The sequence below is a fragment of the Flavobacteriales bacterium genome (genome assembly GCA_013001705.1).
Lineage (GTDB): Bacteria > Bacteroidota > Bacteroidia > Flavobacteriales_D > JABDKJ01 > JABDLZ01.
Genome location: JABDLZ010000265.1, coordinates 1 through 16,409 on the forward strand (window position 1 = coordinate 1; position 16,409 = coordinate 16,409).

Genomic DNA, 16,409 nt, shown 5'->3' on the forward strand with positions numbered 1-16,409 from the left:
GTCATTGACATTGGTCGCAGCGATGAACTTCTGCACGGGTAGACCCATGCGATGAGCGATAAGTCCAGCTGTGAGATTCCCGAAATTGCCGGAGGGCACGCAGAAGACCAGATCATCGGGAGCATCCAGTTGCGCATAGGAACCGGCATAGTAAAAGGACTGAGGGATGAGCCGAGCGATATTGATGCTATTGGCCGAACTCAGCATGTACTTCTCATTGAGTTCGGAATCCAGGAAGGCCCGTTTTACCAAGGCCTGGCAATCATCGAATGTGCCTTCCACCTCCACGGCCTGTATATTCTGTCCGAGCGTGGTCAATTGTTTTTCCTGAAGCGGGCTCACCTTGCCGCTGGGATAGAGGATGATGACTTCCACATTTTCCACACCTAGGAATCCAGCGGCCACGGCACCCCCGGTGTCGCCACTCGTGGCCACGAGTATGGTGAGCCTGCGTGATTCATCCTTCACCAAACGCGACATGACCGCAGCCATGAATCGTGCTCCGAAATCCTTGAAGGCCAGAGATGGGCCGTGCCACAACTCCAAGCTGTGTATCCCCGGCTCAATCTCAACGACAGGTGCGGTAAAATTGACAGCCTGTTCGATGATAGCCCCTATCTCACTTGAACTGAAATCCTCTTCCAGATAGGGGCTGGCCAATTCCAATGCAATATCCTGTAGGCTCTTTCCAGGCGTACTCTTCCAAAAGTCCGGTGCCAATTCTGGAATGCTCACAGGCATGTACAGACCTCGATCATGGGGCAGGCTGCGGAGGACAGCCTCTCTCAGATCTACTACATTCTGTCTGTCCTTCGTACTATAAAATCTCATGCTAGGATCCTTGCTCCTTGGTCATCCACACGGGTCGATTCGATATCACAGCCCATGCGATAGTCTTCAAATAATTCTTTCAACTCAGAGACGACCGACTCGGTGTAGGCACTCGCTGGGAAGAAGGCAAAACTACTCGGTCCCGATCCGCTGATATTGTAATTGATGGCGCCCTGAGCTTTCAGTATCTCCTCCACCTCATCGAACAGCGGAATATCCACCCTCCGTTGCGGACCGATGATGTGATCCCGCATACATCTCTTCAGCAATGCTTCATCCCTGGTGTGCATGGCGTGGATGAATGCGGAGGTGTCTGCCGACTGTCGGATATGAAGATCCATTGCTACGCTCTCTTTCAATCTACCCCTGCTCTGAGAGGTGAGCACTTCAACATGGGGATGGATCAAGATGATCTGTAGGTCTTGGATGAAGGGCAATCGGATAATGTCGGCAGGTTCGTTGCTGCGCATGAGGATCAATCCTCCGAGCAGGCTAGGTACCACATTGTCACCATGCACACTGCCACTGGCCACTTGCTCTCCGATCAATGCATACTTGACCAGTTCTTCTTTGCTAAAGGGTCTACCCAGAAACTCATTGGCCGCCAGTACTCCTGCTGCTGCGCTGGATGCACTGCTTCCCATTCCACTGCCCAAAGGCATGCGTTTGTCCAAGCGGATAGCGAGTGACTCTTGACGCCCGAGATCGTGAAGCATGGCTATGATGCCTGCTGTAGCGGTGTTGTTCTCAGCCTGTCGTGACAACTTCCCATTATCTCCCTGAATATCAGATATATGTACACCTTCTTTCTCGCCTGAACTCACAGACACTACATCTCCTTTTCCTTGAACGGCCAGTCCCAGAATATCGAATCCCACGGCCAGATTGGCTATCGTGGGAGGGGCTGTGGCCGATATCGTTTTCGAATCAGCCATTGTTGCGATTGCCGAGTTGGATCAGTTCTGCAAAGACACCGGCCGCAGTGACATCAGCTCCGGCTCCTGGACCGGCCACTGTCAATGGTCGTTCTTGATAGCGATCAGAGTAGACCACTACCATATTATCCGTACTGGCCAGATTGTAGAATGGACTGTCATCTTTTACTTGTTGCAAGGTAACGCGGGCTTTGCCATCTGCATAGCTGGCGATATAGCGCAGTCTGGCTCCTTCTGCATCTGCTTCGGAGATAAGTCGGGCAAAATGATCGGATTCCTTCTCCAATTCTTGAAAGAAGGCCTCTACATCAGGGGCTTCCATACAGGCAGTAGGGAGTAGTGCTTCTACCTCTACTTCATTTGGTTCTATTTGGAATCCGGCCACTCGGGCTAGAATGATGATCTTTCGTTTGATGTCGTTTCCAGAAAGGTCTTCTCGCGGATCGGGCTCTGTATATCCTTTCTCGCGTGCATCGGTCACCAGGTCCTGGAAACTGGAATCCTTATCGAAGTTGTTGAAGATATACGAGAGCGAACCGGAGATCACCGCTTCGATACGATGCACCTTATCCCCACTCTCGACCAATTGTCTCAATGTAGCGATCACTGGCAATCCCGCGCCCACATTGGTCTCGTTCATAAAGGTCACATTGTGCGTCCGGGCCGTGTTGATGATCGCATCATACTCCTTCTGGGCACTGGAGGCCGCCACCTTATTGGCCGTAGAGATATTGATGCTATGGGTCAGTAGTCGTGGATAGACTTCCTTGGTGGCCGGATTGGCCGTGCAGTCCACAAATACAGAATTGGGCAGGTTTATTTCGATGATCCGATCTGCAAAAGTCTCGATGCTCGAGGCCTCTCCCAATTCATCCAACTGGTTCTTCCAGTTCTCCAATCGGATGCCTTCCCTATTGAACAACATCTTCCGGCTGTTGGCCACAGCCACTATGCGTAGGTCCAGATCGTTCTCTTCCAGCAAGGTATCGTACTGACCTTCTATCTGGGACAAGAGGGTACCTCCAATAAGCCCTACACCTAGGATGAATACATGCAGCTTTTCCTTCTGCGAGCGGAAGAATGCGTCATGGACCAGATTCAAAGCCTTACTCTTATCCTCGCTCTTGATGACCCATGTGACGTTGAGTTCTGAAGAACCTTGGGCCACAGCCACCACGTTGATACCGTTCCTACCCAGAGCGCTGAACAGTCTCCCTGCCACACCTGGATGTCTTCTCATCCCCTCACCTACCATGGCCAATACACAATGACCGGGTTCATTCTTGATGGGAAGTACGAGACCGCGCTCGATCTCACGGGCAAATTCTTTTTCGAGGCTCATCTGTGCATTCATCGCCTGAGACTCTTTGACCGCTACACTGATACTATGCTCTGAAGAAGCCTGAGTGATCATGATGACATTGGCCCCGGAACTTCCTAGTGCATGGAAGAATCGGGCTGCAGTACCTGGAATACCGACCAAGCCACTTCCTTCGATAGTCAACAGGGATACGTCCGAGATAGAAGTCAGACCGGTCATTCCGATTCCTTCTCGTACCCCAGCTTGAGCACTGATGCGTGTGCCAGCGTGATCAGGAGAGAAGGTGTTCTTGATGTAGATGGGGATATTCTTATCCAAGGCTGGTTGGATGGTAGGTGGGTATATCACCTTGGCACCGAAATGGGACAGTTCCATGGCCTCAGCATAGCTGAGTTCAGAGATGGTATAGGCGTTCTTGACCACTCGAGGGTCGGCTGTGAGTACCCCGTCCACATCGGTCCAGATCTCCAATGCTTCGGCTCGGAGCCCTCCAGCCAGCAAGGCTGCCGTATAATCCGATCCTCCTCTGCCTAGTGTGGTGGTATCTCCGGCAGCTGATCGAGCGATAAATCCAGTTACTACCTGTAATCCCGAATGCGTGGTGAAATACTCACGGATCCGTTCTCCAGTCGACTTCAGGTCCACCTGTGCTCGGGTATAGGTGTCATCGGTGTGGATGATCTCGCGGGCATCGCAGTATGCACTTTTAAGTCCTTCTGCACTGAAGTAATGGGAGATGATGAAGGCAGAAAGGCGCTCGCCAAAGCTCAACACGGCATCCTGGGATCGAGGCGATAACTCTCTGACCAAATAGATACCCCGTAGGAGTTCTTCCAGCTCATCCAATTGCGTCTGACAGGCCTCTTCAGTAGCTTGACGCATATCCTCAGGGAGAAGCTCATGGATAGCTTGTAAATGTCTATCAGCGACCTTTTGAAATAGAGAAGCATATTCATTTCTACCGGCCTCAGCTGCGATTGCAGTTTCGATAAGGGCATCTGTCACGCCTCCAAAGGCCGAGACCACGATGGCTATCCGTTCACCAGACCGTACGCGAGGTCCGACTTGATCATAGATGGACTTGATCCGTTCAGGATCGGCCACAGAACTACCACCGTATTTGAGGATCTTCATAAACCTGGCTCAGATTGATGTTAAAGGTCTGAATCTATACGACATATATGCCCAATTGTTTCTGATCTATGGGCTTTCATCTTCCATATATCGGCCGCAAAGAAATCAAAGTCGAATGGATCAAAAAAACATGGATCACGAGATGAGGTCCTGAACTCTGGGTGCATCTTAGCTCTACAATTCCAGAAGATGCTCAGCAAAGAAGAAAAATCCCTCTATCGATCCGAATTATTCCGTCATCTGGATGGCATTGCTGTCGCCCCAACTGGGTATACCCTTCACCGGGGAGGGGTCATGGATGTACTGGATGGTAACGGCTTTCAAGCCATTGATGCATTGGCACAGGAATTTCAAGCAAACGAAGGCTATCTGAATGTAGCCCTGAGGATACTTGCTTCACAAGGTTGGATAGAGATGCGTAACGCGACTACGCTTCCGGAGTATCGACTGACCGAAAAAGGCCAAAGGGCCTCTACCCATTTTCCGCTCTATGAAGGGGTGATGCAGGTGATGGAAATGAGTGAGCACTATCATCCTAGAAAATTCGAGCCCGAGCCATTCGACCATTGGATCCAAGTGACCCAACCTTTCATTGAAGGGCATGGCTTGGACCCTTCTGATGAGATCCACGCCCAGATATTGAAGCATATCGAAGGGGTCCTAGTAGGTCCATCTGTAGTTGCACTGGGTATGGGAGGAATGTTCCATAAATATTTCATGGAAACCTCCTTCAGACCAGAGGAGTTCCATAAGGATCCTGAGCGATTCGGTCGCTTGCTGGATTTCTTCACACATCTGGGATGGTTCCGCAAGAAGAATGACACCTATTCCTTTACCGACAAGGGCCTCTTCTTCGCCAAGCGGGCTTCAGCTTATGGGGTGACCGTCTCCTACATCCCCACTTTCAGGAAGCTTCCAGAACTCCTCTTCGGTGATCCCAAAGTGCTTTGGAATGTACCAGAGGGCGCCCCGGAAGCCCATGTGGACCGTGAGATGAACGTTTGGGGAAGTGGTGGAGCTCACAGCACCTATTTCAAGAAAGTGGATGAGATCGTCATCGACCTTTTCAATCGACCCATTGAAGAGCAGCCCAAAGGCATCGTGGACATGGGATGTGGCAATGGGGCCTATCTGGAGCATCTATTCACTGTGATCGATCAACACACATTACGCGGTACCCTTCTGGACGAGCATCCTTTGTTCTTAGTAGGAGCAGATTACAACGCAGCAGCCTTAAAGGTCACACGCGCCAACCTCATCGCTGCTGACATCTGGGCCAAAGTGATATTCGGTGACATCGGTCGGCCTGACCTGCTCGCACAGGATCTCGAAGAGAACTATAGCATCGCTCTCGCTGACCTGCTCAATGTGCGCACCTTTTTGGACCACAACCGCATCTGGACCGACACCGAACCACGAGGCCGGGAAGGGACAAGCACGGGAGCCTATGCCTTCAGAGGGAAACGGCTGACTTCTTCAGAGGTAGAGGAGAACCTGAAAAGACACCTCGAAGAATGGAGGCCGTATGTACAGCGATTCGGGCTGTTGATCATCGAACTCCACACCATCGCACCCCAACTCACCGCTTCCCATCTCGGCAGGACGGCCGCCACCGCCTATGATGCCACTCATGGCTATTCCGATCAGTACATAGTAGAGGTGGATGTGTTCCATCGGATCGCTGAAGAAGCAGGACTCTATCCGGATATGCATCATTTCAGCCGATTCCCGGATTCAGAACTGGCCACGGTAAGTATCAACCTACTTCGAGGCAAATAGCCCTACTCTTTCTTAAAGTGCCCTTGAGGCTTGGGCATATTCAGACTGATCGCATTGGAGACCAATGCGCAAACGAACATGCTGACAGCAAAAGGGATCAAGGTGTCGTTCTTGAAGAAACCTACCAAAGCCCCGACCAGACCTCCCATGAAGAGCAGGATCAGCGAACTGAACGATGTAGCGCTACCTGAAAGCTCATCATAGTAGCTGATGTATACAGCAGATGCGCAGGGATTGGCAAGTCCCATCGTACCCACGCAGAGAATGATCAGCCCAAACATCACGTAAAGCTCAGGCTGGAAGAAGAGGACATAGCAAAGTGTCAGCGTGGCGCAGGTCAATTGGATCAGATTTCCTCGTATGAAGAGCGTATGTGGATGCACGGTCTTCATCATTCGCATACTATAGAAGATACAGCCTATCATCAATATCGTATTGGCCCCAAAGAAGAAGGGGAAAGCCTTGGGGTCGACTCCGAAATAGCCTTGATAGATATCGGAAGAATTGGTCACAAAGGCCAAGAGGAGACCCACATTGAATGACATGGCGAATACATAGGCGATGACCGGCATCTTCTCGTCTGTTCTTCGAGAAACGACTTCAATGAACTGATCGGCAATACGCCTGATATCCACCCGACCACTCAGCGAATGGGCCGTCTCTTTCAATCCGAAGAAATACCAGACAGCGGCCAGTAATACAAATGCGAGCAAGGCGATGAATATCATCCGCCATCCGAAGGGCAGCAGATAAGCGCCTATGAACGGTGCGATCATAGGCATGACCAGCATGATCATCATGACCACCGCGTATTTACGCCCAGCTTCATGTGCGGGATAGACATCGCGCATAGAGGCCATGATGATCACTGAAGTGAATCCTCCTCCGATTGCCTGAATCCCCCGAAAGACCATGAGAGATTCTACGGTTTCAGTGAAGATGATCCCGATGGTAGACGCCATGAAAATGAGCATACCCGTCAATCCGATGGTCTTCCTTCCTACTTGATCCGACAGGGGCCCTCCGAAGAATTGCCCCAGCCCATATCCGATGAGGAATATGGAAATGGTATTGTTCATAGAGACCGTATCCACACCGAATTGTTCTGCCATGGTAGGGATGGCAGGGAGATATGCATCTATAGCAAAGGGTACAATGGCCGCTACCATCCCGAAAAAGGGAAGGAAATAAGAAGGAATATCTATTCTACTTCGGCTCATATGAATCGATAGGCCATGCGCGACCTGGACCAGCCTGCACGTGTGGTGTACAATGGTATCAAGAATAGAAAGACAGCATGAACCTAGCATATGCTCTTATACACATCGAGATGAACGCTTTGGTATATCTTCGACCGCTCACACTATCCTATGTCAACAAGCACATCATTGGCTATTCATGGAGGAGCAGGTACCCTACTTCGCTCAGAGATGGATGCTGAAAAGGAACGCGTCTATCTGCAGGCACTAGAAACAGCACTCACCTGTGGGAACACCATTCTCGAAAAGGGAGGAAGCGCATTAGAGGCAGTCGAGGCCTCGGTGAGCAGTATGGAGGATAGCCCCTTATTCAATGCAGGAAAAGGTTCTGTCTTCACTGCCGAAGGGGACCATGAGATGGATGCCTCCGTCATGGAGGGTAGAGAACGCATGGCAGGAGCTGTAGCAGGTATTCGCGGCATCAAGAATCCCATCCAACTCGCCCGTCAGGTCATGGAGCAAAGTGAACATGTGATGCTTTGTGGAAGCGGTGCTGAAGATTTCGCCAAGAGCATAGGCATGGAGTTCTTACCGAAAGACTATTTCCATGACGATTTCAGATTCGCCCAGTGGCGTTCGGTGCAAGGGACGGACAGAGTTGCGCTGGATCATGACCTGGACCCCGATCGTAAATACGGCACTGTAGGAGCGGTGGCTAAAGATGTCCATGGAAACTTGGCTGCAGCCACCTCGACCGGTGGAATGACCAACAAACGATATGGGCGTGTAGGTGATAGCCCGATCATTGGCGCTGGAACCTATGCGGATAATCGGACCTGTGCAGTATCCTGCACCGGGAGTGGTGAGTTCTTCATCCGGGAGGTGACGGCCTTCTGCGTGTCAGCACTGATGGAATTCAAAGGCCTGGATTTGAACGAGGCCTGTAAGCATGTGGTACATGATCGATTGAAGGAAATCGGTGGTGATGGTGGCCTGATCGCTGTGGACGCTGAGGGTGCGATAAGTATGCCCTTCAACACCCCGGGTATGTACAGGGCATCGATCCGCTCAGGAGAAGAGATGTACTTGGGAATTTTCAGCTGAAAGGCCTCTTCTAGGATCTCAGATATACTCTGCATTCAGAGGCAGAACCTCTACCGTATGCTCATCGATGAAGAATCGATCACCGTTGGCCAAGAAATGGGTCGTCAGTCCGGTCATCGACATAAGGTCTCCTTCTTCTAAGATCGCGTGGTTATTATGCTGGATGGTACGTGGATCCATGACGATCACCATCCCAGAACCGATGACCCTGAACTCCCTGCCTTCACGTATGACCACACCGCTATCCTCGGCCAGTCCGATGCCCAAACATTGAGGATGGCGGGCAACCGCCTCGGCCAGTCGACCGAATCGGCCTCTACGAACGAAGTGGGTATCGATGATCAATTCCGGGATCAGGCCGAATCCTTTTCGCATACGCACAGCCCCTTTGACAAAGGCTTCAGAGGCACTACCTCCGGCAATCATCTCCTGTGACATGGCCATTGCTCCAGCGCTTGTACCAGCAATCACCAAAGAGTCTTTTGCATATCTTCTTCTCAGGAGCTTCGAGAGGCTGGTCCTACCCATCCGTTTGGGCAGTTTCGATTGATTCCCACCGGAAAAGAATATCACATGGGCCGCTGAGAAATCTGCCAGCACTTCTTCATCTTCACATTGGGATTTGTCAGTGATATGCCAATGCTTCACATCGCGGCAACCCAGTAACTCGAATCCGAACTTGTATTGTGCAAAGACCTCATCCGGTATACTACTGGCCGAAGTCACCACAACAACCCTCGAGTCTACACCGTTGGCCTGACTCAACACGTGTTTCAAAACACCTTTCTCTTTGAAGGGTAGCCGAGGATTCTCCTCATCACCACGATCCTCTGATCCTCCAATAGGGATTAAAACGCCCTCTTTACCTGTCATATCCTGCATTCCAAGTGCTTCTACAATCTACGAAAATGCCCAATCCCCGTCCCATGACAACGCGGATTTTCGTTAATTACAAGACAATTTTCAAACAGCCGAAATGAAAATACGACAGATCAATGCGATGCGGGGACCGAATTACTGGTCGGTGAACAGGGACAAACTGATCGTGATGGTCCTGGATCTGGAGGATATGGAACAACGACCTACCAACTCCATCCCCGGTTTTCTGGACCGTTTACGCGAGATGTTCCCCACCATGTATGAGCATCGCTGTTCTGTCGGAACGGCCGGTGGCTTTTTTCAGCGGGTGGAAGAGGGCACATGGATGGGACATGTGATCGAGCATATCGCATTGGAGATCCAGACCTTGGCAGGAATGGACACGGGATTCGGCCGGACCCGTACCTATGGTGAAGAAGGCGTCTATTTCGTAGTCTTCAGTTATACCGAGGAGAAAGTAGGACGCTATGCAGCCCGATCTGCTGTAAGGATCGCTGAAGCACTCATTGATGCCAAGGACTACGACCTGGAATCCGATATCCAAGAGATGCGGGAGATCAGGGAACGGGAAAGACTGGGGCCGAGTACAGCCTCCATCATACAGGAAGCTCAGAACCGAGGGATTCCTTGGATCCGGTTGAACAGATACTCTTTGTGTCAATTAGGATATGGCGCCAATCAACAGCGCATTCAGGCTACCGTGACCAGTCAGACCTCCAGTATAGGCGTAGAATTGGCATGTGATAAAGAAGATACCAAGTACTTACTCGAACAGGCCGAAGTACCCATCCCGAAAGGAGATATCGTACGGACAGAGGCTGGGATGAAGGATGTCATCGAGCGCATCGGTTATCCCATAGTGGTCAAACCGATCAACGGCAATCACGGTAGAGGAATAACGACCGAGGTGCAGGATTGGGATGAGGCCTGTGAGGCACTTGCCGCTGCCAAGGAGGTCAGCCGATCGGTGATCATCGAGCGTTTCATCACAGGTGATGATTATCGATTACTCGTCATCGACCATAAACTCATTGCTGCAGCTAAACGCACCCCGGCCCACGTCATTGGAGATGGGAAAAGCACGGTCCAGGAGTTGATCGATCAAGTCAATGCCGACCCGAGACGGGGGTACGGGCATGAGAAAGTGCTCACCCAGATCGAGGTCAATGACATGACCCGCTCGCTCATTGATGAAGCCGGGTATACTTTGGATTCCGTCCTCGAAAAAGACACCTTCCTCCAACTGAAGGATACGGCCAATCTGAGCACAGGAGGCACCGCAGAGGATGTCACCGATATGGTCCATCCCTTCAATGTGTTCATGGCCGAGAGAATAAGTAGGATCATCGATCTGGATATATGCGGCATCGACATCATGACCACCGACATCGGAAGTCCACTACACGAGACCGGAGGAGCAGTACTTGAGGTCAATGCTGGGCCTGGATTCAGGATGCATCTGGCACCATCTGATGGGCTGAAACGCAATGTGGCCTCCCATGTCATAGACATGCTTTATCCACCAGGAGCCGATTCGAGAATACCCATCGTTGCAGTCACCGGGACGAACGGAAAGACCACCACTACCCGACTGATAGCACACATGGTGCGGCTGAAAGGATACAAAGTGGGGTACACCACCAGTGATGGGGTCTACATTCAGAATCGCCTACTCATGGAAGGGGACTGCACGGGACCAGCCAGTGCAGAATTCGTTCTGAAGGATCCCACAGTGGATTTTGCCGTGCTCGAATGTGCACGTGGAGGACTGCTGAGGGCCGGTCTGGGATTCAAACGCTGTGACATCGGTATCGTGACCAATGTAGCTGCCGATCACCTAGGACTGAAGGGAATCCATACCATCGAGCAACTGGCCAAGGTCAAAGGGGTCATTCCTGAAGTAGTGCTTCCCTCTGGGACGGCCATCCTCAATGCAGATGACGATCTGGTATATGACATGCGAAGCGGATTGCAGTGCGAAGTGGCCTATTTCTCTTTGGATGAAAACAATCCGAGAATACAGGCCCATGCACAACGCGGTGGGCTCTCTGCTATCTACGAAGAAGGCTACATCACCATCATGAAAGGGGATTGGAAGATCAGGGTCTGCAAAGCCGTGAATGTTCCTGTGACCATGGATGGTCGTGCGACATTCATGATCCAGAATGTACTGCCAGCAGTGCTCACTGGATATATCCGCGGATTCAGTATCGAGGATATCAAAGTGGCTCTACAATCATTCATTCCGTCTCCAGCGCAGACCCCAGGAAGGCTGAACCTGTTCGAGTTCAAGGAATTCCAAGTCATGCTGGACTATGCCCATAATCCGGCTGGTCTCAATGCTTTGGGCGAATTGGTCGGCAAGATGGATGGCCATCCCAAAGTTGGTATCATAGCTGGAGTGGGAGACCGTAGAGATGAGGACACTATAGAAATAGGTGCCATCTCGGCACGGATGTTCGATGAGATCATCATCCGCCAGGATAAGAATCTCCGCGGTCGAAGCGAGGGAGAGATGATCGGCCTGATCGAGCAAGGAATCGACTCAGTGGACCCGAATATGCCTCGTACGATCATTCCTTCTGAGTCAGAGGCCATTTCCCATGCCATAGAGAATGCCAAGAAGGGATCGCTGATCGTGGTCAGTTCAGATGTAGTGCCTGACGCTCTGAATCTGGTCAAACGATTCAAAGAAGAAGAAGTTCAGCGCCTGTATAGATCCGATACCGCCTCTTTCGCTGACAAAGTCGAGGCCAAGGCACGCTAGATGGATATGATTGGTCCCCGATGTGAGAAACGTTAGTCAATAACTAACATATGTTCGTATCCTTGGGGTCATGAAAGGACTCAGTCGAAAGGAACAGATCAAATGGGCTGCGGCCTCTATGTTCCGCAAACGTGGATTCAAAGCCACTTCCATGCGCGATATAGCCGCTGGCATGGGCATGGAAGCTCCTAGTTTGTACAATCACATATCCAGCAAACAGGAGATCCTCTCCGAATTACTGATGACCATTGCACATCACTACACCGATGGCATGGAAGAGATCAAACATGCACCCTTGACGGCCAGTGAGAAACTCGAAAGACTCATCAAGCTCCATGTGGACATCGCTGTAGACCATACCGATGCTGTCTCCCTTCTCATCAATGAATGGGTACATCTGGAAGGTCCTATAGCCGATGAATTCAATGCATTGAAAGACGGCTATGAAAAGGACTTTAAAGGAATCTTGGCCCAAAGCCTAAAAGAAAGAAAAGTGCCAGAGGTCGATGTCGACCTGGCACTTTTCTCGATTCTTTCTACCCTCCGTTGGCTTTACTCGTGGTACAGTCGTAATCCGGGGATCAACCGTATCGAGCTCGAACAACAGATGGTCAGACTCCTCGTTCCGAGGTAATCATTGTCCGATGAATACCTGTTGGTGGTACACTTGGTCTTCTCCTGAGATCACAAGTGAATAGAACCCCTCTGGCACACGGACTAGGTCCATTCGGGTCTGAGGTCCGTTCACAGTTGAAGTCAGAATTTCTTTTCCGATCGCATCGATCAGTCTCACAGTCATCGGGCCTGTAATGGCCTCATCGATCTGGATGTTGATGTGGTCTATAGCCGGGCTCGGGAAGATCCTTGCATCGATGGTCATCAATTCATCTACTGAAGTGACACAATCTACATCGGGATCAGGACCACCATCCGTGATGGTCCATCCGTGCATGTCTATAATATTCTGACGGGCATCCTCACCTACACAGTAGATGGAGTTACCCGCATTGAAAGTCACACCAGATTGTAGCGCTTTACCGCTCCATTCCATCAAAATGTGGTCATATGCCCAAGTGCCAACTCCGGCCAAATGGAACATATCTTCCATATCCGTAGCTGATACCACATCCCATGCTCCGAGGTTCTGATCGAACAACTCAGCAGACATGAATGTACCGTTGAATGTCACAACAGAAGACACATCCCAAGAACTGATATCCTGATTGAAAGCAGTGGCCGCAGTGAACATGTTATCCATGTGGGTCACATTGGAAACATCCCACCCCGTGATATTCCTATTGAAATTAGAAGCTCCACTGAACATGGAAGTCAGCACTTGAGCTGAACTCATATCCCAGTAGTAGAGTGGGGAATCGAATTCCACTGCACCGCTGAACATCGCTGTGAAGTCCTGCACATTGCTCACATCCCAATCACCGATGTTCTGTTCGAACATCTCTGCTCCTTGGAACATAAATCTCACGTCTGTCAGACTGGCCGTATTCCAGGCGCTGATGTCATTATTGAAAGACGCGGCTACCATGAACATTCCTTCTGCATCCTGAAGGCTCGATACATCCCATGTACTGATATCTCCGTTGAAGGCATCTGCACTGGCGAACATGTAAGCCATATGGTGTACACCGCTCACATCCCACTGATCGAGATCTGAATTGAAGGCCGAGGCCTCCTGGAACATTCCGGTCATGTCGTAGACCGTACTGACATCCCATGCATTGAGATTGCAGTCCAAGGACGTGCAGTTCTCAAACATGTAGGACATATCGAACACCATGGACAGGTCTGGAGCATCCGTGGCAGTGATGTTCATATTCTCACAGCCTTTGAATGCCGATTCGAAAGTCGTCCAGACATTCGATCCCCATTGATCGATAGAAACCAACTTCTTCTCATCCCCACTGTGGCCGATATAGGCTCCATCGAAATAGATAGTTGGGAAATCTCCTCCAATACGGATAGTATAGGTACCTGGGGCACCGAAATCATGGGTCACATCACCAGTAACACCGATCTCATCATAGATGCCATCGTTGTTCCAGTCGACATGATAGTTGTAGTCCTGTGCAAAATGCGTAGGAATAGTGATACTCTGGTCATCTGACGCTCCTTCGTTTGTGGTGGTCCACGTAGTAACAAAGTCGTCCAATTGAGCACTTAGGCCACCAAGGCTCATCTGTGTCAAAAGGATTGCGACAGTGTAGATTGATAATCTGCTTTTAATAGTTGTAGAATTTTTCATGACAGGTTTAATTACTGCCTCTTGTTACGTGAGATACGAGCACAAGGTTTCTCCCGATCCAAAAAACCACTATTCAAAAAGCGGTTTATATACAGTTTGGACTAACATTTGTTAGTTTTGTACGCACAAACATTATCCTCATGTCCAATCACTTTCATGAAGTCAAGGTGCAAGAGGTCCGAAAGACCACACCCGATTGTGCTATTGTCACGCTGGATATAGCCAATGGACTCAGCGAAGCATTTGCCTTCAAGCAAGGTCAATATCTGACCATCAAAGCTGAGATAGATGGAGAAGAGGTGCAGCGATCGTATTCGCTATGCTCATGCCCACACGAAGGGAAATGGCAGGTCGGGATCAAGAAGGTTCCTGGAGGTAGGTTCTCCACATTCGCCAATGACACCCTGAAACCTGGGGACACCCTCCAAGTGATGGAGCCCAACGGGCGCTTCTTTGTGGAAGTGGATGAAAGCAAGGCTCGAAATTATGTCGCCTTTGCTGCAGGTTCTGGGATCACTCCCATCTATTCCATCATCAAGACCCATCTGGAGTCTGAACCCGATTCCACCTTCAAATTGTTCTACGTCAATCAGACAGTGGGAAGCATCATTCTCAGAGAAGAGATAGAAGCTTTGAAGAACCGATTCATGGAGCGATTGGAGGTCTTCCATCTGTTAACTCGTGAATCGCGGAACATGCCTTTGCTCGATGGCCGATTGGATGAGGAGAAATTGGCCGCCATCTTCTCTCGTATCACTTCTATTGAGGAGGTCGATCATGTGTTCACCTGCGGTCCCGAGGAGATGATCTTCATGGTCAAGGATTTTTTGGTCTCCGAAGGAATGGATGAGGACCGGATACATTTCGAACTCTTCAACACCTCGGGAGCCAAGTATGCTGAGAAACATGACTACAGCAAAGAACTGGCCGGACTTGTCTCAAAAGTGACGATATTAGAAGGTGGCAAGAGCTTCAAGTTCGATATCGAACAAGGGTCGAATAACATTTTGGATGGGGCTCTCCAAGCAGGTGCTGACGTTCCCTTTGCATGCAAAGGAGGAGTTTGCTGCACCTGTAGGGCCAAATTGATGGAAGGAGAGGTGGATATGCAAGTGAACTATGCCTTAGAAGCCGATGAAGTGGAGCAAGGATTCATACTGACCTGCCAGTCCATCCCTAAGAGTGAATTGGTAGTGGTGGATTTCGATCAATGACTCAATGAAAATCAAAATGAGAATAGAATTTAAAATGTCTTCCGTCCGAGTGATTGCTCGACATTTTGATTCACATTTTAATTAAGATATGACAGCAAAAGAGATACATCTGGAAAAAGAGTTCCAAGCCCGTATCGATCGGGATGAGAATATCGAGCCCAAGGATTGGATGCCGGAGAAATATCGCAAGACCCACATCAGGCAGATCAGCCAACATGCGCACAGTGAGATAGTAGGCATGCTACCTGAAGGAAACTGGATCACCCGCGCTCCGAGTCTGAGAAGAAAGGTGGCCCTACTGGCCAAAGTACAGGATGAAGCAGGTCACGGTCTGTATCTATATAGTGCAGCCGAGACATTGGGTATCACTCGAGATGAGATGCTCGAACAACTGAACTCAGGAAAGGCCAAGTATTCCAGCATATTCAATTATCCCGCTCTTACTTGGGCTGACATGGGTGCTATCGGCTGGTTGGTGGATGGTGCAGCCATCATGAATCAGGTGATGCTCACCCGTACCTCTTTCGGGCCCTATGCTCGTGCTATGGTGCGTATCTGTAAAGAGGAGAGTTTCCATCAGAGACAGGGCTATGAGATCATGCTCACACTGAGCAGAGGTACAAAACAGCAGATAGATATGGCCCAAGATGCATTGAACCGATTCTGGTGGCCTGCATTGATGATGTTCGGACCGAGAGATGAGGAATCGCCCCATACCGAGCAGTCCATGAAATGGAAGATCAAGCGTAAGACCAATGATGAACTCCGTCAGCAATTCGTCAATCAGACCGTTCCGCAGGCCGAATTCCTAGGTCTCACCATCCCCGATCCAGACCTCAAATGGAACGAGGAAAGAGGTGCTTATGACTTCGGTGAGATCGACTGGGACGAATTCTGGCAGGTGGTCAAAGGTGATGGACCTTGTAACCGAGAACGTTTGAAAGCCCGCAATGACGCTTGGGACAAAGGTGCTTGGGTAAGGGAGG

Annotated in this window: 12 protein-coding genes; 6 read left to right on the plus strand and 6 right to left on the minus strand. The window is 50.2% G+C overall.

Going from position 1 to position 16,409, the window contains the following annotated elements; genetic code table 11:
- The 3 genes from thrC to thrA all read right to left on the minus strand — a co-directional run.
- Positions 1 to 831 (minus strand): threonine synthase (gene thrC, locus HKN79_10625; GenBank protein ID NNC84020.1); only part of this gene is annotated, 831 nt, incomplete at its 3' end.
- Entirely contained in the window at positions 828 to 1,766 is a 939-nt protein-coding gene (locus HKN79_10630) for a homoserine kinase (GenBank protein ID NNC84021.1), read from the minus strand. The genes HKN79_10630 and thrC, both read right to left, overlap by 4 nt.
- Positions 1,759 to 4,221: a bifunctional aspartate kinase/homoserine dehydrogenase I gene (gene thrA / locus HKN79_10635; GenBank protein ID NNC84022.1), complete on the minus strand. Its 2,463-nt coding sequence runs from the start codon at positions 4,219 to 4,221 to the stop codon at positions 1,759 to 1,761. The genes HKN79_10630 and thrA overlap by 8 nt, the downstream gene beginning before the upstream one ends.
- 189 nt (positions 4,222 to 4,410) lie before the next feature.
- On the opposite strand from thrA, the gene HKN79_10640 reads away from it, so the two are divergent.
- Positions 4,411 to 6,000: a class I SAM-dependent methyltransferase gene (locus tag HKN79_10640; protein ID NNC84023.1), complete on the plus strand. Its 1,590-nt coding sequence runs from the start codon at positions 4,411 to 4,413 to the stop codon at positions 5,998 to 6,000.
- A 2-nt stretch (positions 6,001 to 6,002) separates the two neighbouring features.
- On the opposite strand, the gene HKN79_10645 is transcribed toward HKN79_10640, so the two are convergent.
- Positions 6,003 to 7,220 (minus strand): multidrug effflux MFS transporter, encoded by a 1,218-nt coding sequence (locus tag HKN79_10645; GenBank protein NNC84024.1) that lies wholly within the window; start codon positions 7,218 to 7,220, stop codon positions 6,003 to 6,005.
- A gap of 150 nt (positions 7,221 to 7,370) precedes the next feature.
- Here HKN79_10645 and HKN79_10650 point away from each other — a divergent pair, with 150 nt between their 5' ends.
- Positions 7,371 to 8,303 carry an isoaspartyl peptidase/L-asparaginase gene (locus tag HKN79_10650; GenBank protein ID NNC84025.1) on the plus strand — a complete coding sequence of 311 codons (933 nt, stop codon included), beginning with the start codon at positions 7,371 to 7,373 and terminating at the stop codon, positions 8,301 to 8,303.
- A gap of 18 nt (positions 8,304 to 8,321) precedes the next feature.
- Here the strand turns inward: HKN79_10650 and HKN79_10655 are convergent, their stop codons facing one another.
- Positions 8,322 to 9,176, minus strand: coding sequence for a cyanophycinase (locus HKN79_10655; GenBank protein NNC84026.1), 855 nt, complete (start codon positions 9,174 to 9,176; stop codon positions 8,322 to 8,324).
- A gap of 103 nt (positions 9,177 to 9,279) precedes the next feature.
- Here HKN79_10655 and cphA point away from each other — a divergent pair, with 103 nt between their 5' ends.
- Complete coding sequence (gene cphA, locus HKN79_10660; GenBank protein NNC84027.1) at positions 9,280 to 11,949, plus strand: cyanophycin synthetase; 2,670 nt, start codon at positions 9,280 to 9,282, stop codon at positions 11,947 to 11,949.
- Positions 11,950 to 12,019: 70 nt separating this feature from the next.
- The gene (locus HKN79_10665) at positions 12,020 to 12,583 is read left to right on the plus strand and encodes a TetR/AcrR family transcriptional regulator (protein ID NNC84028.1); all 564 of its coding nucleotides are present in this window, start codon (positions 12,020 to 12,022) and stop codon (positions 12,581 to 12,583) included.
- Here the strand turns inward: HKN79_10665 and HKN79_10670 are convergent, their stop codons facing one another.
- Positions 12,584 to 14,143 (minus strand): BspA family leucine-rich repeat surface protein, encoded by a 1,560-nt coding sequence (locus HKN79_10670; protein ID NNC84029.1) that lies wholly within the window; start codon positions 14,141 to 14,143, stop codon positions 12,584 to 12,586.
- Between the two features lie 206 nt (positions 14,144 to 14,349).
- Between HKN79_10670 and paaK the strand changes: the two genes are divergently transcribed.
- Both paaK and paaA read left to right on the plus strand, forming a co-directional pair.
- Positions 14,350 to 15,423 carry a phenylacetate-CoA oxygenase/reductase subunit PaaK gene (gene paaK / locus HKN79_10675; GenBank protein ID NNC84030.1) on the plus strand — a complete coding sequence of 358 codons (1,074 nt, stop codon included), beginning with the start codon at positions 14,350 to 14,352 and terminating at the stop codon, positions 15,421 to 15,423.
- Between the two features lie 88 nt (positions 15,424 to 15,511).
- The coding region (gene paaA / locus HKN79_10680; GenBank protein ID NNC84031.1) for a 1,2-phenylacetyl-CoA epoxidase subunit A at positions 15,512 to 16,409 on the plus strand (898 nt) is incomplete at its 3' end.